Raw genomic sequence first — 19,296 nt, forward strand, 5'->3', positions numbered from 1 at the left:
AGGCCAAAAATACTAAAGAATAGGGGGAATTATAGAACCGATATGCGTTTTACCACAGTTTCAGATCCGGAAACGATCTTTAGGAAATAGATACCGCTGTTTAAGCGGTTGGGAATCGTATAACTTTTTGTTTGCTCACCGGAGGGTATACGTTCATTGGAGAGGGTCACTACTTCATTACCCAGAAGATCCATTATTTTTACCGAGAGATTCGATTCACGGTCTAACCTTAGGATCAGATTAATCTGATCACTTACCGGATTTGGATACACTTTTAGTACAGTAAGGATTTTGTCCTGCTTGATATTGGAAGCGGTCTTTGTATTGGCAACATCGTTGTAAGGAATATAGCCAAAAGTAGAGCGGGGCTTATAGGTAGGAATGTTAGCTTTGATCTGAGGCGTTTTATAAATCTTTTTTGCCCTTACATTGGAGATGGTGCTATCTGAACGCTGAGCGAAAACATTAAGGCTACAGAAGACACTCATGCATAAAATGCAAGAAATGTTTAAGAGCAGCGCTATTCGTAGTTTTCTATTCATGTTTGGATAATGCCAAAAATATAAATAATAAAACAAAAAAATCAATGATTTTGTTTACTTATTAAATATTTAACAATATTTAACAACTTACGTCGTTCCTTACATTTGGCATTTTATAGAAAAAGGAGAGCCTCCTGCATTTTATGGGATTGTAAATTTGTTTATTTACTGTAATTTTACCGCATAATTAGAAGAAAGTGTCAAATCAAAAAAATTTAAATGCGCTCAGTGCCGGAGGGTTACTCATTAGTCTTGGGATTGTTTATGGGGATATTGGTACTTCACCACTCTATACATTAAAGGCAATTTTCACAGCGGTAAAGGGTGCCGGACAGACGGTCACCCCGGAATTAGTGCTCGGTGCAATTTCCTGTATCATCTGGACGCTTACCTTACAGACGACGATTAAATACGTTGTCATTACGCTTAAAGCAGACAATAAAGGGGAGGGAGGAATTTTTTCTCTATACTCCCTGGTCCGAAAGAATGCCAAGTGGCTCGTCATTCCTGCCGTTATAGGAGGATGTGCAATGCTGGCAGACGGGATTATTACCCCCAGTATCACGGTAACCACGGCTATAGAAGGCCTACAGTTAAAATTTCCTGATGTTCCTGTTATTCCTATCGTCATCATTATCATTTCCATTTTGTTTATCATTCAGCAGTTTGGAACGAACCTGGTTGGGAAGCTTTTCGGCCCAGTAATGTTTTTATGGTTCAGTGCATTAGGATTATTAGGAATTTTGTTTGTTGTTCAGGATTTCAGCATTTTGAAAGCGTTGAACCCTTATTATGCTATTGTATTATTAGTCAATAACCCTGCAGCATTGCTCATTTTGGGTGGTGTTTTTTTATGTACTACCGGGGCAGAGGCCTTGTATTCAGATATGGGGCACTGTGGAAAGAACAACATCAGGGTGAGTTGGGTGTTTGTAAAAGCGATGTTAATTCTGAATTATCTTGGTCAGGGAGTATGGGTATTACACAGACCTCATTATGAAGTAGAGCTAAACCCTTTCTTTGAAATTGTTCCTCCTGCTTATTTACTATTTATGGTTGCCCTAGCTACATTAGCTGCGGTTATTGCCAGTCAGGCGATGATTACAGGATCATTTACACTGATCTCTGAGGCAGTAAGATTAAACTTATGGCCGAAGGTAAGGATCAATTATCCAAGTAATCAGAAGGGTCAGATTTATGTACCTTCAATCAACTGGTTACTTTGGATCGGTTGTGTGGCGATCGTATTGATTTTCAAAAAATCAGGGGCAATGGAGGGGGCTTATGGATTGGCTATCAACCTGACCTTCTTGTCTACTACGATATTGGTAGCGGCTTATATGAAACGTAAAAAGGTACCGTTATATGTGATTTTGATATTTTTAGCCATTTATGGCGTCATCGAATCTACCTTCCTTATCGGTAACCTTGCGAAATTCTTCCACGGCGGCTGGATGACCGTATTGATCGGCTCAGCACTGTTTACCGTAATGTGGAGCTGGTATGTTGCCAGAAAAATTAAAAACAGATTTGTTAAATATGTAGAGATCGAAGACTACTATCAGATCATTTCTGAACTGAGTGTGGATGAATCCGTGCCTAAATATTCTTCTCAATTGGTTTATCTGACCAGCGCAAATTTTAAAACAGAGATTGAATCAAAAATTATTTACTCTATTATTCAAAAGGAACCCAAACGGGCAGATATATACTGGTTGGTTCATGTTGATGTAGTGGATGAACCTTATACAAGGGAATATAAAGTGGAATTCCTGATTCCAGGTAAGCTGATCCGGATCGACTTTAAATTGGGATTCCGGGTAGAGCAGAGCGTAAATCTACTGTATAGAAAGGTAATTGAAGACCTGGTGAAAAATGGAGAAGTCGATATTACCAGTCAGTATACCTCACTGAATAAGCATAAAATTGCGGGAGATTTCAGGTTTGTACTCTTAGAAAAGCATTTGTCTAAGTTCTCGAAGCTGAGCTTTTATGAGCGTAGTGTAATGGATTATTACTTTATTCTGAAACGTTTCAGTCTTTCTGAAGAAAGAAGTTTTGGTCTTGATTCCAGCTATGTGGATGTAGAAAAAGTTCCGTTGATCTTTGTTACGCCAGATGATATTGAATTGACGAGGCTTCCGGTATAGGGCCTATTAAAACGACTAAAATTGAATGTAAAGGGCTCCAGGCAGGAGCCCTTTTATATTTTATAGAGTTTTTTTGTGGATTTACTTTTGGAGAAATAGTCTGATTTAAACCTGTGTTGAGTTGCATAGGAAATTTGAGACGATGATCTGCGAAAATCTCTGTCTTTTGATAAAAAAATAAGGTATGTCCTTTAGCAAGGAGTTGAATTTACCTCTTAACATTTGTTAACATTCTTTAGTGTTGTTTAACATACTTTAAATTAATTTAACATATGATAAAGCTAGTTTGCGGTCCATTTTAAGCCCGCAAATGAAAAATACATATCAACTTCTATTGCTGTTATTGATTGGTTTACCAACAATGGCACAGATCCGTCCACAGTCCAATCCTGCAACTCCTACATTAAAAGTTAATGGTCTGGATCTGAATTATTTTAACCCAAAGGAGTATATCATTGCAGATGTGACACTTACAGGAGCGAAATTTTTAGATAAAGATGTGATCATTACCCTTTCAAAACTGACTAGGCGCGCGCGTATTGTGCTTCCTGGTGAGGCTACTGCCAATGCCATTAAAATCCTTTGGGAACAAGGTTTATTTGATGATGTGCAGTTGGATGTTGTTAAAATTGAGGGTGATTCTGTTTTCTTCGATATCGAAGTAGTGGAACGTCCGCGTTTGAGTACTTTTGATATTCAGGGGCTTAGCAAGTCTCAGAAAACAGACATTCTGGAAAAGCTAAATGCGAAAGCGACCAAGACGATCATCAATGATAACCTTTACAATACCACTACAAATACGATCAAAAAGTATTTATTGGAAAAAGGGTATTTCTTTACTGCGGTAACGTATAAAACCAAGGTTGATCCGAATCAGGAAAACCATGTCATCCTGGAAGTTAGTGTAGACAAAGGCCGTAAGGTAAAAGTCCATGAAATTAACTTTACCGGAAATCAGGCGTTTTCCGATGCGAAGCTTCGCAAGTTTTTGAAGAAGACAAAGCAGCAGGCGTTCTATAAAATCTTTGGTTCGGGTAAATTCAATAAAGAGAAATACGAAGAAGATAAGAAAGCACTGGTTGCCAAAATGCAGGATAAAGGTTACCGTGATGCGGTGATTCTTAAAGACAGCGTATATCAGTATAGCGATAAAGCAGTAGGCATTAAGCTGGATATGTTTGAAGGACCTAAATATCACTTCGGAAATATCACCTGGGCTGGTAATGCAAAATATACCGGAAAACAGTTGGAGCAAATTCTTGGCCTTGAAAAAGGAGCGGTATTTAGCGAGGGGAAACTGGAAAAGAAATTAAGAGGTAGCCCTAACGGTGATGATGTATCGAGTTTATACCTGAATGATGGTTATTTAACTTTTAACGTAGATCCGGTTCAGACTAAAATCTATGGTGATACCGTTGATGTGGAAGTGCGTATCTATGAAGGTCCTCAGTATACGAATAACAGAATTACGGTTAAAGGAAACACCATCACCAATGATAGAGTGGTATTGCGTGATGTCCGTACTAAACCTGGAGATAAATTCTCTAAAGATTTATTGATGCGTAGCATTCGTGAAATCGGGCAGATGGGGAACTTCGATGAGTCGAAAACAGTACCTACACCTAAACCAAATCCGGCAGATGGAACCGTAGATATTGAATATGCAGTAGAGGAAAAACCTTCAGATCAGGTAGAGCTATCAGGTGGTTTTGGCGGTGGTAACATCATCGGTACTCTAGGTCTTACTTTCAATAACTTCTCCTTAAAGAACCTGCTTAACGGCGACTGGCGTGGCGCAACGCCAAGAGGTGACGGCCAGAAGCTGAGCTTACGCGGACAAACTAATGGTAAATACTATCAGTCGTACAGTTTCTCTTTCTCTGAGCCATGGTTAGGTGGTAAAAAACCAATCAGTTTTGGACTCAGCGGCTTTACTTCCATGCAGTCGGTTTACAGCTCTGTAGCCAATACTGCACCAGGTAGAATCCGTTTAAATGGGGTAACGGTAAGTTTGGGTAGAAAGTTAAACTTTCCGGATAACTATTTCCAGTTGAGCCACGCTTTAAGTTTCCAGCAATATATCCTGAACAATTATTCCGGATATAAGTTTAATATAGGGACAGCATATAATATCAGTTTATCACAGGAACTGAGCAGAGATTCCCGCGACCACCCGGTCTTCCCTACAGGAGGTTCTTTTTTTAAATTTACGATTCAGGCAACACCTCCTTATTCCTTGTTGAATAAATTGAATTATGCTACGGCATCAGATAAGCAGTTTTATAAATTTACAGAATACCACAAATGGAAATTTGAGTCTCAATGGTTTTATAAAGTAGCGGGTAAGTTGGTCCTAAAGGCACAGGCGCAGTTTGGTTTCCTCGGATCATATAATAAAGCTGTGGGAGATCCTGCCTTTGAGCGCTTCAAATTGGGTGGTGATGGGATGCAGGGATTTGACTTTCTTCAAGGTTCAGAGCTGATCGCTATGCGTGGATATGAAAATAGTGCCGTTGTTCCCAGCGGCTCAAATGTAGATAATGCACAAAAATCGGGAAGTCCCATTTTTACGAAGTACATGCTGGAGCTAAGATATCCTGTGATTGCAAGTCCCTCTGCTACCGCTTTCCTGGTGGCATTTGCAGAGGGTGGAAATACCTGGAATAAGTTCTCTGAATATAACCCTTTCAATGTTAGGCGTTCTGTGGGCATTGGGGCAAAAATATTTCTTCCAATACTTGGATTGCTGGGCGTCGATTATGCTTTTCCCCTTGACAAGATACCGGGGCTTCCAAATAACGGACAAAAAACCTTTTCGTTCAGTATTGCCCAGCAACTTGGCGGGTTTAATTAGATTTGTATACCAGGTTAATGAATTCTTAAATATGATTTAAGAATTCATTAACCTGGTCTTTATAGCTTCTTCCTATTGGCAGTTGCTTGTTCCGGATTTCGATTTCAGTACCTGTATAGGCATCAATTCTTTCCTTTGCTACCATAAAAGAGCGGTGGATTCTTAAAAAATCGGCTTTGGGGAGATGTTCTTCTATCTGTCCCAGTTGAAATTTGGCGACGATCTCCTGATCCGTTGTATAGATCCGTACATATTCTTTCAAGCTTTCGATATAAAGGATGTCCTTGAAATAAATTTTTATGCGCTTTTTGTTGGCATTGATAAACATATAATCTTTACCCAATGGTGTAGCTACTGCTGCAGCTATTGACCTGGCAGGGTTCAGTTGGTTTAGCTTATTCACTGCTTTTAGAAATCTGCTGAATTCAATTGGTTTTAAGAGATAATCAACAATGTTGAGTTCATATCCCTGCAAAGCATATTCATGATAGGCAGTGGTGATGATGATATGGGGAGGATGTTTTAAGGTTTGTATAAAATCCAGTCCTTTAAGTTTTGGCAGGTTAATATCCAGGAAAATAACCTCAATATCATTAGCGCTGAGATCGTCCAAAGCACTGATTGCATCTGCATAGGTGTTTTTTAATTTTAAAAATGGCACATCTGCAATATAGTCCTGCAGGATTTCGGCGGCTAAAGGTTCATCTTCAATGATGATACATTTATAAGGTTCCATGACTGTTCAGGTTGATTTTTAGAGATACATTGAAAGTTTTCGGAAGGTTATCCAACTGAAGAGAAAAGTCTTTGTACATCAGCTCCAGCTGCCGACGGATATTACTCAGCCCAATCTTTTCAGTGACGTTATTTTCACCACTATAATCCTGTGTGTTGCTCGCCTGAAAAAAGAGGCTTCCATTTTGTAGCTTAATCCTGATCTGAATACTGTTGTCGCCGGTAGTCTCATTTAATCCGTGTTTAAATGCATTTTCTATGAACGGAAGCAGAATAAGTGGGGTAATCATTTGAGTACTGTCGTCGATTTCCTTTTCAAAAGATATTTTCAAACGATGATCGTATCGGATTTTCTCCAGCTCCAGGTAGTCTTCCAGGATACGAATCTCTTCGGCAATTGTAATAGATTCCCTGTGGGATTCATAAAGCATAAAACGAAGTAGTTTAGATAACCGGAGAACTACCTCCGGAGCCTGATCAGATTTTTTTCTTGCCAGGCCGTAAATGTTATTCAGGGTATTAAACAGGAAATGTGGGTTGATCTGATTTTTTAAGAATTTCAATTCCGTCTCTAATTTATCTTTAATCAGAAATTTTTCTGTTTTAAGCTTTGAAGCCTGCATTCTGAAAAGTTTTAAAGCCACTGCAATGCCACAGATGTAACCAATATCCAATAGGGCGATAAACAGACCGGAAGGATTAAAAACATCTGTCATACCTATTGTTTTTTCAGGTTTGAGTAAAGGGCTAATCACATAAACGTTTGCAATCCGATAAAAAAAGATTGCGATAACCAAGGCTAATAATATTTGAATGATGATTTTGAAAATAGCTGTTTTTTGGACCAGAAGATGATTAATTGGAAACTGCATCACATAATAAGAAAAGGGCATTTTCACGGAGACGAGCAGGAGATTAAACAGAATGGCGAGTGTGACGACGTAAGCTTCCCGTTCCGGTGGGAATAAATCATGTATCCAGGCGTATTCTAATAACGTTCCCTGGATACTGTAAGTAAACCAGAATAAGAGATGTCGGTAAATTTTGTGCTTCACTATCGGAAGTTCGGAATTTTTAAGCCAAATAATTGAAAATAATATCAACGACATCCTGATGGGTATAAATAGCTGCTTTTGGCATATTATCGTATTAAATCACATTCAGCGTTCAGTTATGGTGATCGGTAGTTCAGAAGATGCTGTATGTTGATGAGGTTTGTATTTATGCCTGAGAATTTAGAAAATTACTAAACATTAGAAACTAACCAAACGTAATCATGGAAACCTATACTACACAGCACAATTATTCAAAAGAGAAGCCTTCAGAGGGCTTTCTTAAAATCTTCTTTCTGGGCTTGATCGCAGGAACACTGGATGGTCTTGCGGCCATTTTTTTATCTGCAAACGGTAATGCAACGATTGTATTTAAATATATTTCGAGTGCAGTTCTTGGGCCGGAAGCTTTTCGTGGTGGAATGGGTACAGTCGTTTTGGGAATAGGATTTCATTATTTTAATGCCTTTGCATTTACCATATTCTATTTTTTTATCTATCCTCATTTACCTTTGCTTCGCAAAAATATTGTCCTTAGCAGCTTGCTGTATGGTTCTTTTGTCTGGGCGGTGATGAATCTTTGCGTAGTGCCACTAACGAGGATCAGCGCTCAACATTATACGCTCAATGGAATTGTAAAGAGCTGGGCTATTCTTGTGTTTTTCGTAGCTTTGCCAATAGCAATAGGAGTGAAGGAAATTTATCGCGCTAAAAAAACGTCATAAACATACTCATATGAAACATTTATTGTTACTCACGTCTCTGATCACCTGGGCTGTGGTCAATGGAGGCCCGGAAAAGGCGACACAAAAAAGTACGACTAACGATACTGGTTTTGCGGTTGTCGAATTGTTTACTTCCGAAGGATGTTCCAGTTGTCCGGCTGCGGAAAAGCTTTTAAAAGAGATTGACCAGGAATATCAGGGTAGACCGGTTTATGTGTTGGCTTTTCATGTAGATTACTGGAATAAACTAGGTTGGACAGATAAATTTAGCCGGCCTGAGTTTACCGAAAGGCAATATAAATATAGTGCATTTTTCCTGGGGCAGGTTTACACGCCTCAGGCAATTGTCAATGGCAAAGAAGCCTTCATTGGATCGGATACCGAAAAAATGCATGGCGCGATCAATAATGCCCTTAAAAAGAAGGTCAAATTACAGCAACCACAATATAAAGTGAATATAAAAGATGGGCAAGTACTATTGGATTATACCTTGGATCAAAAATTGAAAGGGAATCTGATATCGGTTGCCTTGTTGCAAAGACAGGAATCCGTTCAGGTTAATGCGGGGGAAAATAAAGGTAAATTGTTGGAGCACCTGAATGTGGTTCGCAGCTTTTATTCTGCGACTGCACTGGAACATTCGGGGAGCATAAGTTTGGGTGTTCCAGAAGGCCTGGATCCAAAAGGACTTCATGTTCTTGTTTATTTGCAAAATCAAAAAAACTTTAACGTCATTTCTGCCGTTGAGCTTTCTCTTTAATAAAGCCAAAGGCTTTTCTCTTTTTTTGTTGGATTTTGATCAAATAAAAAAGGCTCCGGGGAGGAGCCTTTATTGCTGGTCGTCTAACCAAACAATTATAGGGATAATTATAGGAGGGCAATTTAGGGATGTCCAGTCTCTTTATTGTTGATTTTGTGAGACATCGTTTTAATCTTATTATTTCTAATAAATCTAATGTATAAATATATTTTCTAAAAAAATAATATATTGAGAAATATTCTCGAATTTACATTCTGAAATTTTTATTTCTGCGTACTAAATCGGTATATTGAAATTTGGCGGTGTCGGTATTAGGAGAATTGGTACTGACTCCCTTCGATCCATGTTCGGTTGTCGTTCGGTCACAATAGTTAATTGGAACGTCCTTTGAACGTAGCATGGATGCTCAGGAACGTCTATCTGTACCCAAAAAAGTTTCTCATATATCTGCTCAATGTCTTTTGAACATTCGAATTATCTGCTTGTATTCAAGCGATACCGAATCAATTGGGTTTAAAATAAACGCTGGAATGGGTGATTTGTAAAAAAGCCCCTGAATTTATATTCAGAGGCTTGAAAATGAAGTAGGTTTAAAAGTTATACCGCGGGACTATTTTGTTTCCCCAGCTTGCTATGTCTGTAGCCATATAGGAAGTACACGACAAGACCTATAATCAGCCAGATGCCAAAGCCAATCCAGTTGGAAATACCAAGCTCACACATCATGTATAAACAGCTGATTAAACCAAGGACCGGAATCAGGGACAGATTTTTGGTGATACAATAATAAATAATCACCAGACAGATGATCAGGAAGATCCACATGGGAATCTTATGCTTAAACAAGCCCCACCCTGATTCGTATTTTTTCTCCACGTTCACCGTAGATTGGTCCATAAAGTTTTGGTACTGATCTTCGGATAAGCCGTTAAGGTAAGCCGTAGCATCCTGGTTTTCTGCAGTATTTATTTTTACCGATGAGTTTTTGATTTCCCCTTTAACTAGTTCGAGTTCTGACGGATTAAGTGAAGTAATAAAATGTACAGGCTCGTATACTCTTGGCGTATTGAAAATAAACGCATTTGTTTCCTTTTTATAATTGGTAAACCCAAGGATCAGCACTGCTATAAAAACAACAGGAACAATGTATTTCGAATTGACATAAGGGGTTTTGAATTTTCCTCTTTGAATATTTGGTTTGTTTTGCAATACCAGAACTCCTGCGCATACCAATACGAAGGCGAATAATGTTCCTATGGAACAAAGATCGGTTACGATAGTGAGGTTCATAAATAAAGAAGGGATGGCTACGACAAAACCAACCACTATGGTTGCAAAAGATGGGGTTTGGTATTTAGGGTGGATCTTAGAAAATGATTTCGGTAATAAGCCATCACGGCTCATGCTCATCCAGATTCTGGGTTGTCCCATTTGGAAAACCAATAATACGCTTGCCATTGCAAATACGGCACTCACTGCAATGATTCCACTCATCAGCTTAAGATTGATGTGGTCAAATACAAATGCCAGGGGATCTCCCACAGCCAAAAGACTGTAATTTACGATACCGGTAAGGACCAGCGCTATGGCTACATATAAGATTGTACAGATAATAATTGCCCACATCATTCCCTTTGGAAGATCGCGCTGCGGATTCTTACACTCTTCTGCAGTAGTGGAAATGGCATCAAATCCGATGTAAGCAAAGAATACTGCTGAAACGCCTTTTAGAACTCCTGAAACACCATTAGGTGCAAAAGGATTCCAGTTAGCAGTATCTACATAGAAAATACCCACTGCAAGTACCAACAGGATCACGGCAAGCTTCACAACGACCATCGCATTACTCGCATTTCTCGATTCTTTCATTCCTCTGTAGATCAGCCAGGTAATGAAGATGATAATTCCTAATGCCGGTAAGTCGGCTACAATATGAAAACCTCCGATTTTTGGTGCGGTAATCCAGGCATTATTGGCAATTCTGGTAGCATCATCAAGATTGGCAAAGCTTTTTCCTGCATTCACTAACGCTTCAGCATGTTTGTGCCCATTGTAAGCGGAAAGGTAATCCATAGTTGCCCAATCAGGTACGTGAATGCCTTTAATACCTAAGGCGGGAATCTTTATGGAAGAGAGGAGCCCTGTAAAATAATCTGACCAGGAAATGGCCACCGTTATATTTCCAATGGAATATTCCATAATGAGTGACCATCCAATAATCCAGGCCACCAATTCGCCGAATGCTACATAAGAATAGGTGTAAGCACTCCCCGATACCGGGACCATTGATGCGAATTCTGCGTAGGCAAAGGCAGCAAAGCTACAGGCAACGGCGGTAAAAATGAATAGAAATATTACAGCAGGTCCTCCATCGGCACTCGCTTTTCCAATCGTACTAAAAATTCCTGCACCAATGATTGCTGCAATCCCAAAGGCGGTAAGATCTCTTACCCCCAGTGTTTTATGTAAAGAAGTTCCATGTTCTCCATAGCCTTTTTCTGCATCTTCTAATATTTTGGTAATAGATTTCTTTCTGAAGAGTTTTTCAAACATAGAATATTGGTTAGTTTAGTTTGTATTATTCAAACTTATAAATTTACTTCTAAACTATTAACCTAATTTCTGTAATTCGTCTTTTACAAAGGAGGCCAGCTCTTGAATATAGCTTAAACTGAAGTCAAATTTGATCCCTGCAGTTTCATAAATTTCATTGATCGGTTTCGTATACCCCAAAGAAAGTGCCTCCAGGTATTGTTCCATGGCCTTTTGTGGATGCTCCTTGTAGTTTTTCCAAATGGCAATAGCACCCAATTGTGCGATTGCATATTCTATATAATAAAAAGGAACTTCAAAAAGATGAAGTTGTTTTTGCCAAAGATTGCCAAATTCGGCTTCCTGTCCTTCCCAGTTGGAGAATCCGGCACCGAAACGGGTGTATATTTGCTTGAAAGTCTCTTCTCTATCGGCCGCATTGTGACTTGGGTTGGTATAGATCCAATGTTGAAACTGGTCAATTACCGCTACCCATGGAAGGGTTTTCAATACATCCTGTAATTGTTCTCTTTTTGCACGAAGAAGGTCTTCTTCATTGTCAAAATAGATGTTCCAGTTGTCCATAGAGATGAGCTCCATGCTCATTGAAGCGAGTTCCGCGACCTCAGAAGGACAATGTTTGAAATCGTTCAGTTCCAGATGAGCTGTAAGGAAGGTATGGATCGCATGACCACCTTCATGAACCATCGTCGTTAAATCTCTCAGGGAATTTGCGGAGTTCATGAAAATAAAAGGCGCTCCGGTTTCTGCAAGTGGGTAGTTGTATCCACCAGGTGCTTTACCTTTCCTGCTTTCCACATCAAACAGGTTATTTAATTTCATTGTAGCCAGCATTTGTCCCAGTTTCGGATCTATAGCATTAAAACATTCAATGCTCTTATCGATCAGTTCTGCCCCATTTTTGAAGGGTTTTAAAGCCGCTTTTCCAGTCGTACTCACCTCCATATCCCAGGGTTTCAGGACTTCAATCCCTAAAGCATCTGCACGTTTTTGTGCCTGTTCTTTTAAGATCGGAACCACTTGTTTTTCAATTGCTTCGTGGAAATGATAACAATCCTGTGGAGTGTAGTCAAATCTGCCCAGTGCCTGGAACATATAATCTCTGTAATTCTCAAAGCCCGCATTTAACGCAACCTGGTGACGCATGGCTACGAGTTCATCAAACAGTATGTTTAAATCATCTTTGTCTACCAGACGACGTTGCTGAATCGTTTCCCATGCTTGTTGTCTGATGCTTCTATCGGTATCTTTAATGAAATTTGCCGCTTGTTCCAATGTATATTCCTGTCCACCTATCTCTACACTCATTGCTCCTGTAACGCCCTGATATTTCTGCTGGGTAACCTGTAATTTGGTCAATAGCTCCACGTTTTCTTCCCTATAGATTTCAATCGCTTTTCTGATGGCCCTGATGTAAACGAAATATTTCTCCTGATCCAGTTCATCGATAAAAGGGCTGTCGTTGAACTTTTGGTTCAGCTGATTGGCGATAGGGGAGATCTTTGGTTCGATCTCTGTTGCAAAATATTGAAAAGATTGCAGCAGTTCTTCATTTGCCGTATCGCAACTCATTTTGATATACCTCCATGCAAAATCTTCCTCAAGTGCAGCTTCGAGCTCACTCTTGTCTTTCAGCCATTGCTCCAGACCGGAAACATCTGCTATGGGACGTGCGAGTAAATCATTAAGAATAGGCTCCAGGTTGTCCCATTTCATTTCCAGGTTTTGAGGGATATAGGCTCTTTGTTTTGCAGGTATATTGAGATTAATCATAGGTTTTTAAAAATTAAGATAAGGCAAATATAAGGAACGGAGAGGTCCTCGGCAATTGGAAAAGACAATTGAATTCTAATGCGCAGAAAAGCGGTAGTTTTCCTTTGGAAATATAAAGGGACCATTTCCAGCTTAACGTTGAAAATGGTCCCCCTGGTCGAATAATATTTTAGTGTAATATCGTTCTGAAAAGCACATCTGCCAGAAAGCAGACCGCAAAGACTACAGAAGCAAAACCATTAGTGGTTGCAAAAGCTTTGTTTACTTTACTGATATCGTTTGGTTTTACCAGTAAATGCTGATAAATCAACATAAAGCAGAAAAATGCAACGCCTACATAGTAAAACCAGCTGAAGTTATGTGGCGTAAAGAAAATCGGCAGAATCACACATAGTGCAGAGAAAACATGTAATACCACGGAAAGTCTCAGCGCATTTTTAATTCCTAAAGCTGCGGGGATAGAATGCAGTTTTTCTTCCCTGTCAAAATCTTCATCCTGCAGGGCATAGATGATGTCGAAACCACTCACCCAAAACAATACGGCAAAAGAATACAATACCGGAACGATACTAAATGCTCCGGTTACGGCGATGTATGCACCAATGGGAGCCAGAGACAGACCAAGGCCGAGTACCAGGTGGCATAATGCTGTAAACCTTTTGGTATAGCTATAGAATAAAACCACAAATAAGGCAACAGGCGATAGATAAAGACAAAGCGTGTTGATGAATGCAGTGGTTGCAACAAATAAAATGCAGTTAATGATGACAAAGATGAGGGCTTCATTTGCGGAAACTTTTCCTGCCGGAATGTCGCGCATCTGAGTGCGTGGATTCTTTGCATCAATATTTCTGTCCAGATACCTGTTAAATGCCATTGCGGCATTGCGGGCAAAGACCATACATAGCAGGACCGCCACCAGTAATAACCAGTTGAAAGGATGATCTGTTGTCGTTACTCCCAGGAAAAATCCAATCATTGCAAAAGGAAGCGCAAAGATGGAATGGGCAAACAGGACCAGAGAAAAATACTTCTTCATGAAAGACAATTTAAAAATCTGTATCCGGTGTTAAAATAGGCATGGCAAAATCAAGGTTTGTCTGATCTATAAACTCTAGGATCTCCTCTCTTCCTACGCTTTTTTCTGAAGAAGTCACGAAGCATGGAGGAATCTCTTCAAACCACCCACCCAATGCTTTTTTGAAGGCAGCAACGTTTTGATTTGTTTTTGCCGTCGACTGCTTATCTGCTTTTGTGAAAGCCAATACGAAAGGAATCTGAATTTCTCCCATCCAGCAGCAAAACTCAAGATCTATTTTTTGAGGTTCTAAACGGCTATCTATCAATACGAAGACGCATTGTAAACTTTCTCTTTTCGTGATGTAGTTGCGAATAAATTTCTCCCAGTTTTCTCTGCTGTTTTTTGAAACTTTCGCATATCCATATCCGGGTAAATCTACAATATACCATTTTTCGTTGATGAGAAAATGGTTGATCAACTGGGTTTTTCCGGGTCTTTGAGATGTTTTTGCTAAACCATGCTGGTTCACCAGCATATTAATTAATGAGGATTTTCCAACGTTGGAACGTCCGATGAATGCATATTCGGGCATATTGGCTACAGGTAGAGCCGAAACCTTTGTATTACTACAAATAAATGTTGCTGATTTTATAATCATTTGACAAAGGTAGAAAATTAGTTTTCAACAATACTTATCTTTGCGCCTTACTATGAACGAAAAGATCTCCACCTCCCACTCTGCAACGGCTCCCAAAAAGGAACAAGTAGCCTCAATGTTTGATAAGATATCAGGAACTTATGATTTTTTAAACCACTTTATGTCGCTCGGAATTGATATTCTATGGCGTAAAAGGGCAATTGCTGAGCTCAAGTCGATCAAGCCGCGCTTGATGCTTGATGTCGCAACAGGAACCGGAGATTTTGCTTTTGAGGCGATTAAAATTCTGAATCCTGAGAAGGTAATCGGGGTAGATATTTCTGAAGGAATGCTGGAAGTGGCCCGTAAAAAGATCAATGAGCGGAATTTACACCCTGTTTTCTCTGTTCAAATGGGAGATTCAGAAGGTTTACATTTCGACGACAATCATTTTGATGCCGTAACCGTGGCCTTTGGTGTCAGGAATTATGAAAACCTGGAGAAAGGGATAAAAGATATGTACCGCGTGCTTAAACCAGGTGGGAAAATAGTCATTCTTGAGTTTTCAAAACCAAGGAAGTTCCCCGTTAAACAGGGCTATAATTTTTACTTTAATTATGTAACTCCGTTCTTTGGGAGAGCATTTTCTAAAGATGCCAGTGCCTATACTTATTTACCAGAGTCAGTTGCGGCATTTCCTGATGGAGATACATTTAATGCAATGTTGACAAAGGTTGGTTTTAAAAACGCAAAAGATATCAGGTTGACGTTTGGCATTTGCGCGATTTATACGGGAACAAAATAAAATTTAAAATAACGGGCCACATAGCTCAGTCATCTATATGAAAATGAAACTGCTCCTTTCTTTGATGTGCCTGCTTTCTGTTGCGACAGTAAAGGCTCAGAACTGGGGTGGCGGGATCGATGACAATAACCTTCATTTTGGATTTACCTTTCAGTATGTCTCTTCGGAATATAAGATTCTAAAGAAAGTAGATTGGAAGGATGTTGACGTGCAGCGTTGGGAGCTGAGAAGTGATGTGCCTGGCGGATTCAGTTCTATCTCTTCAAAACCTTCTGCCGGATTCGGAATTGGCTTTGTGGTGAACCAAAAGATCCATGATAACGTAGACGTTCGGTTAACTCCGATATTGGTTTTTAACGACAGGATTTTAAATTATCGTTTTGAAGAACCACCAGGAACTGGTTCCGGGCAGGCGCCTATAGATGTGCAAAAAAAACTGGAGACCACTTTCGTGGACTTTCCCCTGAGTTTGAAAATCAAGTCTAACAGAAGGAACAATTTCCGGGCTTATATGATGGGAGGGGTTAAGTATACTGCAGATATATCTTCCAAGAAAAAGTCTGATAACAATAACGTTACCGATCCCCTGGAGAAGTTTGTGAATAACCGTCGTAACTTCCTTTCCTATGAAGCCGGGCTAGGGATGGACCTGTACTTTGAATATTTCAAAATGTCACCGGAGATCAAATTGTCTTATTCTTTTGATAGTGTGAAGAAAAACGAAGCTCCGCATGTGTTTTCCACTCCGATTGATAAGCTCATGTTACGACATGTGACATTCAGTTTATTTTTTGAATGATGTGGCTGGAAAAAAAGTTTAATTTTGTTAAGACAATATCCTTCAAAAAAGAATAATCAGAGTACTAATGAAACCAGAAATAAACAATGGTTTCATAACCGATAAAATATTAAATATATACAGATGAAAACTGCATTAATTACAGGAGCAACTTCAGGAATCGGAGAAGCCTGCGCAGACTTATTTGCTGCACAGGGCTATCGCTTAATTTTGGTGGCAAGAAGAGAGAATTTATTAAAAGAGGTGGCCAAACGCCTGGAAGATAAATATGCCATTGAAACAAAAACTCTTGTTGCCGATGTGAGAATTCACGACGATTTATCTTATGCGCTGGAAACGTTACCTGCCCAATGGAAACAGGTGGATGTGCTGATCAATAATGCCGGACTAAGTCAGGGGTTAGATCCTATTGATAAAGGAAATATTTCTGATTGGGATACTATGATTGATACCAATGTTAAAGGATTGCTTTATGTAACCAAGATTGTTTCCAACTGGATGATCAGCCAAAAGTCAGGCCATATCATTAACATAGGTTCTATTGCCGGACAAGAAGTATATCCTAACGGAAATGTTTACTGTGCTACAAAACATGCAGTCGATGCGCTGAATAAAGGTATGCGCATAGACTTATTACCTCATGGAATAAAAGTAACAGCCATCAATCCGGGAATGGTAGAAACAGAGTTTTCGAAAGTCCGTTTTAAAGGAGATGAAGGAAGGGCAAAGAAGGTATATGATGGATTGGAACCACTGGTTGCCAATGATATTGCAGAGGCAATTTGGTTTGCAGTAAGCAGACCCGCACACGTAAATATCAACGATATGCTCATTATGCCTGCTGCTCAGGCGACGGGTGCCATTATTAAAAGAAATTAAAATATTAATCGAAACAGATATGATATCAAGTACAATAGATCAGGAGATTAAAAAAGCGATGCTGGCTAAAGATCAGGCACAGTTACGAGGTTTGAGAGCAATTAAAGCGGCTTTATTGCTGGCTAAAACAGAAAAAGGGTCAAGCGAAGAGATTACAGAAGAAGTGGAATCAAAGATCTTACAAAAGCTGGTAAAACAACGTCGCGAATCTGCTGATATCTATAAGCAACAGGGACGTGAAGACCTGAGCGTTATTGAAGAAGAAGAAATCGAAGTAATCAGCCGCTTTATGCCTAAGCAATTGGAGCAGGCAGAAATTGAAAGCATCATCGCTCAGATCATCAAAGATTCCGGTGCGGCTTCAGTAAAAGAAATGGGTAAAGTAATTGGCCTTGCAAACAAGGAACTTGCAGGTAAAGCAGACGGAAAACTGATCGCTGAGATTGTGAAAGCGCAATTGGCATAAAATATGCTTGAAAATTTATGTGTTTAAACCTTTTTTCAAAAAATTAATCTTTTAAATTACATTAAATTTAATTTACTCTACTAACTTAGTAGCATTACCTTACTTAACACAAAATATGAAATACGAAGTAATAGACGAAGACGGGTTTAAATATATAGAGGCTGGAAAAGGAGAACCCCTGGTATTACTTCATGGTTTAATGGGAGAGTTGAGCAACTGGGAAGGGGTAATTGATCATTTTAAGGCCAATTATCATGTTATGGTACCTATTTTACCAATTTATGAGCTCCCGATACTTACTTTAGGTGTAAAGAGCTTGTCAAAATATGTAAACAGATTTTTAAAATATAAGAAACTTAGTCAGGTCGTTTTAATTGGGAATTCATTGGGCGGACATGTAGGTCTTGTATTTACGACTTCCCATCAGGAAAATGTAAAAGCGCTGGTATTAACAGGAAGCTCTGGCTTATATGAAAATGCTTTTGGCGGATCATTTCCAAGAAGAGAAAGTTATGATTATATTAGGGAAAAGGTAGAGTTTACTTTCTATGACCCTGCAGTTGCTACCAAGGAGTTGGTAGATGATGTATATAAAAGTGTGAATGACCGTTCCAGGGTAATCCGGATTCTGGCTTTAGCTAAATCGGCTATCCGCCATAACATGTCGAAAGACCTGTCCAGGATTACGATTCCTGTTTCTTTAATCTGGGGAAAGCAGGATAAGGTAACTCCTCCTGAGGTTGCGGAAGAATTTCACGAACTATTGCCTAACTCAGAATTGAATTGGGTGGATAAATGCGGACATGCACCGATGATGGAGCGCCCGGAAGCGTTTAATGAATATCTGGAGAAATTTTTAAATAGAATATTACTTAAATAATGTTTGCATCTGAACTCATATCAAATTCAATTCCCCCGCTAAAGACTTCTGACTCGGTTCAGAAAGCTTTGGAGCGGATGACTGAGTTCAAGCTATACCATTTACCCATTGTAAATGAAACCCAGTTTCTGGGGTTGCTGGCAGAAGAAGAGTTGATTGAAGTTAGGGACACAGAACAGGCAATCGGCAGTTTGCCTTTGTCTATTTTAAACCCTTTTGTTTATGAGGATGCGCACATCTATGATATCATCAGACTTTTTCATCAATTGCACTTATCGGTAGTTCCTGTTCTGGATTATAAAAAAAACTATTTGGGACTAATCTCTATAAATAATCTGTTAGATTATACAGCCGATATTTATGCGGTAAAAGAACCGGGGGGGATTATTGTACTGGAAATTAGTAACCGCAATAACTCCCTTTCTCACATGGCACAGATTGTGGAAGCCGATAATGCGCAGATTCTTTCTTCTTATGTGCAGTCTTTTCCCGATTCTACAAAACTGGAAGTCACTCTAAAAATCAATAAAACTGAATTGTCGGGAATTATCGCCTCCTTTGAGCGATATAATTACCAGGTCAAGGCTGTGTTTAACAGCACCATTTCAGATAATGGTACCGAAGACAGATATAATTCATTCATGAATTATTTAAACGTATAAAAC

17 protein-coding genes are annotated in these 19,296 nt (G+C 39.3%); 10 read left to right on the forward strand and 7 right to left on the reverse strand.

The annotated features are described in order from the left end of the window. Nucleotides 1–29: 29 nt before the first annotated feature. Nucleotides 30–542, reverse strand: coding sequence for a T9SS type A sorting domain-containing protein (locus BLQ87_RS28280; protein WP_245723947.1), 513 nt, complete (start codon nucleotides 540–542; stop codon nucleotides 30–32). A gap of 197 nt (nucleotides 543–739) precedes the next feature. Between BLQ87_RS28280 and BLQ87_RS28285 the strand changes: the two genes are divergently transcribed. Further along, a complete protein-coding gene (locus BLQ87_RS28285; protein ID WP_074612263.1) occupies nucleotides 740–2,692 on the forward strand; it encodes a KUP/HAK/KT family potassium transporter in 1,953 nt (650 codons plus the stop codon). A gap of 310 nt (nucleotides 2,693–3,002) precedes the next feature. Continuing rightward, on the forward strand, nucleotides 3,003–5,546 hold the full coding sequence (gene bamA / locus BLQ87_RS28290; RefSeq protein WP_074612264.1) for an outer membrane protein assembly factor BamA: 2,544 nt from the start codon (nucleotides 3,003–3,005) through the stop codon (nucleotides 5,544–5,546). Nucleotides 5,547–5,571: 25 nt separating this feature from the next. Here bamA and BLQ87_RS28295 read toward each other — a convergent pair whose 3' ends face one another. Both BLQ87_RS28295 and BLQ87_RS28300 read right to left on the reverse strand, forming a co-directional pair. Continuing rightward, nucleotides 5,572–6,282, reverse strand: a complete 711-nt coding sequence (locus tag BLQ87_RS28295; protein WP_074612265.1) for a LytR/AlgR family response regulator transcription factor — start codon at nucleotides 6,280–6,282, stop codon at nucleotides 5,572–5,574. Further along, a complete protein-coding gene (locus tag BLQ87_RS28300; RefSeq protein WP_172664982.1) occupies nucleotides 6,269–7,336 on the reverse strand; it encodes a sensor histidine kinase in 1,068 nt (355 codons plus the stop codon). The genes BLQ87_RS28295 and BLQ87_RS28300 overlap by 14 nt, the downstream gene beginning before the upstream one ends. A gap of 221 nt (nucleotides 7,337–7,557) precedes the next feature. Here BLQ87_RS28300 and BLQ87_RS28305 point away from each other — a divergent pair, with 221 nt between their 5' ends. Next, nucleotides 7,558–8,058, forward strand: a complete 501-nt coding sequence (locus tag BLQ87_RS28305) for a hypothetical protein (RefSeq protein ID WP_083362095.1) — start codon at nucleotides 7,558–7,560, stop codon at nucleotides 8,056–8,058. A 10-nt stretch (nucleotides 8,059–8,068) separates the two neighbouring features. Next, complete coding sequence (locus BLQ87_RS28310; protein WP_074612267.1) at nucleotides 8,069–8,818, forward strand: DUF1223 domain-containing protein; 750 nt, start codon at nucleotides 8,069–8,071, stop codon at nucleotides 8,816–8,818. 597 nt (nucleotides 8,819–9,415) lie between these two features. Here BLQ87_RS28310 and BLQ87_RS28315 read toward each other — a convergent pair. The 4 genes from BLQ87_RS28315 to yihA form a co-directional block, all read right to left on the reverse strand. After that, nucleotides 9,416–11,371 carry an amino acid permease gene (locus tag BLQ87_RS28315; protein ID WP_074612268.1) on the reverse strand — a complete coding sequence of 652 codons (1,956 nt, stop codon included), beginning with the start codon at nucleotides 11,369–11,371 and terminating at the stop codon, nucleotides 9,416–9,418. Between the two features lie 57 nt (nucleotides 11,372–11,428). Further along, nucleotides 11,429–13,144: a M3 family oligoendopeptidase gene (locus tag BLQ87_RS28320; RefSeq protein ID WP_074612269.1), complete on the reverse strand. Its 1,716-nt coding sequence runs from the start codon at nucleotides 13,142–13,144 to the stop codon at nucleotides 11,429–11,431. 169 nt (nucleotides 13,145–13,313) lie between these two features. Further along, nucleotides 13,314–14,183 (reverse strand): UbiA-like polyprenyltransferase, encoded by an 870-nt coding sequence (locus BLQ87_RS28325; protein WP_074612270.1) that lies wholly within the window; start codon nucleotides 14,181–14,183, stop codon nucleotides 13,314–13,316. A gap of 10 nt (nucleotides 14,184–14,193) precedes the next feature. Beyond that, on the reverse strand, nucleotides 14,194–14,823 hold the full coding sequence (gene yihA / locus BLQ87_RS28330; RefSeq protein WP_074612271.1) for a ribosome biogenesis GTP-binding protein YihA/YsxC: 630 nt from the start codon (nucleotides 14,821–14,823) through the stop codon (nucleotides 14,194–14,196). 52 nt (nucleotides 14,824–14,875) lie between these two features. Between yihA and ubiE the strand changes: the two genes are divergently transcribed. The 6 genes from ubiE (at nucleotide 14,876) to BLQ87_RS28360 (ending at nucleotide 19,293) form a co-directional block, all read left to right on the forward strand. Next, nucleotides 14,876–15,607, forward strand: coding sequence for a bifunctional demethylmenaquinone methyltransferase/2-methoxy-6-polyprenyl-1,4-benzoquinol methylase UbiE (gene ubiE / locus BLQ87_RS28335; protein ID WP_074612272.1), 732 nt, complete (start codon nucleotides 14,876–14,878; stop codon nucleotides 15,605–15,607). A gap of 37 nt (nucleotides 15,608–15,644) precedes the next feature. Next, the gene (gene porT / locus BLQ87_RS28340; RefSeq protein ID WP_074612273.1) at nucleotides 15,645–16,406 is read left to right on the forward strand and encodes a type IX secretion/gliding motility protein PorT/SprT; all 762 of its coding nucleotides are present in this window, start codon (nucleotides 15,645–15,647) and stop codon (nucleotides 16,404–16,406) included. Nucleotides 16,407–16,529: 123 nt separating this feature from the next. Further along, complete coding sequence (locus BLQ87_RS28345) at nucleotides 16,530–17,285, forward strand: SDR family NAD(P)-dependent oxidoreductase (protein ID WP_074612274.1); 756 nt, start codon at nucleotides 16,530–16,532, stop codon at nucleotides 17,283–17,285. A gap of 19 nt (nucleotides 17,286–17,304) precedes the next feature. Then, entirely contained in the window at nucleotides 17,305–17,751 is a 447-nt protein-coding gene (locus BLQ87_RS28350; RefSeq protein ID WP_074612275.1) for a GatB/YqeY domain-containing protein, read from the forward strand. Between the two features lie 115 nt (nucleotides 17,752–17,866). Continuing rightward, nucleotides 17,867–18,631, forward strand: coding sequence for an alpha/beta fold hydrolase (locus tag BLQ87_RS28355; RefSeq protein ID WP_074612276.1), 765 nt, complete (start codon nucleotides 17,867–17,869; stop codon nucleotides 18,629–18,631). Then, nucleotides 18,631–19,293, forward strand: coding sequence for a CBS domain-containing protein (locus tag BLQ87_RS28360; RefSeq protein WP_073232545.1), 663 nt, complete (start codon nucleotides 18,631–18,633; stop codon nucleotides 19,291–19,293). The genes BLQ87_RS28355 and BLQ87_RS28360 overlap by 1 nt, the downstream gene beginning before the upstream one ends. Nucleotides 19,294–19,296: the final 3 nt, after the last annotated feature.

Origin of the sequence: Pedobacter steynii (genome assembly GCF_900103665.1) — a bacterium.
GTDB classification, from domain to species: Bacteria; Bacteroidota; Bacteroidia; order Sphingobacteriales; family Sphingobacteriaceae; genus Pedobacter; species Pedobacter steynii.

Excerpts from the sequence above, each read along its gene's own strand:
- BLQ87_RS28280 (WP_245723947.1), bottom strand. The coding sequence starts at position 542 with ATGAATAGAAAACTACGAATAGCGCTGCTCTTAAACATTTCTTGCATT.
- bamA (WP_074612264.1), top strand. The coding sequence starts at position 3,003 with ATGAAAAATACATATCAACTTCTATTGCTGTTATTGATTGGTTTACCA.
- BLQ87_RS28295 (WP_074612265.1), bottom strand. The coding sequence starts at position 6,282 with ATGGAACCTTATAAATGTATCATCATTGAAGATGAACCTTTAGCCGCC.
- BLQ87_RS28305 (WP_083362095.1), top strand. The coding sequence starts at position 7,558 with ATGGAAACCTATACTACACAGCACAATTATTCAAAAGAGAAGCCTTCA.
- BLQ87_RS28310 (WP_074612267.1), top strand. The coding sequence starts at position 8,069 with ATGAAACATTTATTGTTACTCACGTCTCTGATCACCTGGGCTGTGGTC.
- BLQ87_RS28315 (WP_074612268.1), bottom strand. The coding sequence starts at position 11,371 with ATGTTTGAAAAACTCTTCAGAAAGAAATCTATTACCAAAATATTAGAA.
- BLQ87_RS28320 (WP_074612269.1), bottom strand. The coding sequence starts at position 13,144 with ATGATTAATCTCAATATACCTGCAAAACAAAGAGCCTATATCCCTCAA.
- BLQ87_RS28325 (WP_074612270.1), bottom strand. The coding sequence starts at position 14,183 with ATGAAGAAGTATTTTTCTCTGGTCCTGTTTGCCCATTCCATCTTTGCG.
- yihA (WP_074612271.1), bottom strand. The coding sequence starts at position 14,823 with ATGATTATAAAATCAGCAACATTTATTTGTAGTAATACAAAGGTTTCG.
- ubiE (WP_074612272.1), top strand. The coding sequence starts at position 14,876 with ATGAACGAAAAGATCTCCACCTCCCACTCTGCAACGGCTCCCAAAAAG.
- porT (WP_074612273.1), top strand. The coding sequence starts at position 15,645 with ATGAAAATGAAACTGCTCCTTTCTTTGATGTGCCTGCTTTCTGTTGCG.
- BLQ87_RS28345 (WP_074612274.1), top strand. The coding sequence starts at position 16,530 with ATGAAAACTGCATTAATTACAGGAGCAACTTCAGGAATCGGAGAAGCC.
- BLQ87_RS28350 (WP_074612275.1), top strand. The coding sequence starts at position 17,305 with ATGATATCAAGTACAATAGATCAGGAGATTAAAAAAGCGATGCTGGCT.
- BLQ87_RS28355 (WP_074612276.1), top strand. The coding sequence starts at position 17,867 with ATGAAATACGAAGTAATAGACGAAGACGGGTTTAAATATATAGAGGCT.
- BLQ87_RS28360 (WP_073232545.1), top strand. The coding sequence starts at position 18,631 with ATGTTTGCATCTGAACTCATATCAAATTCAATTCCCCCGCTAAAGACT.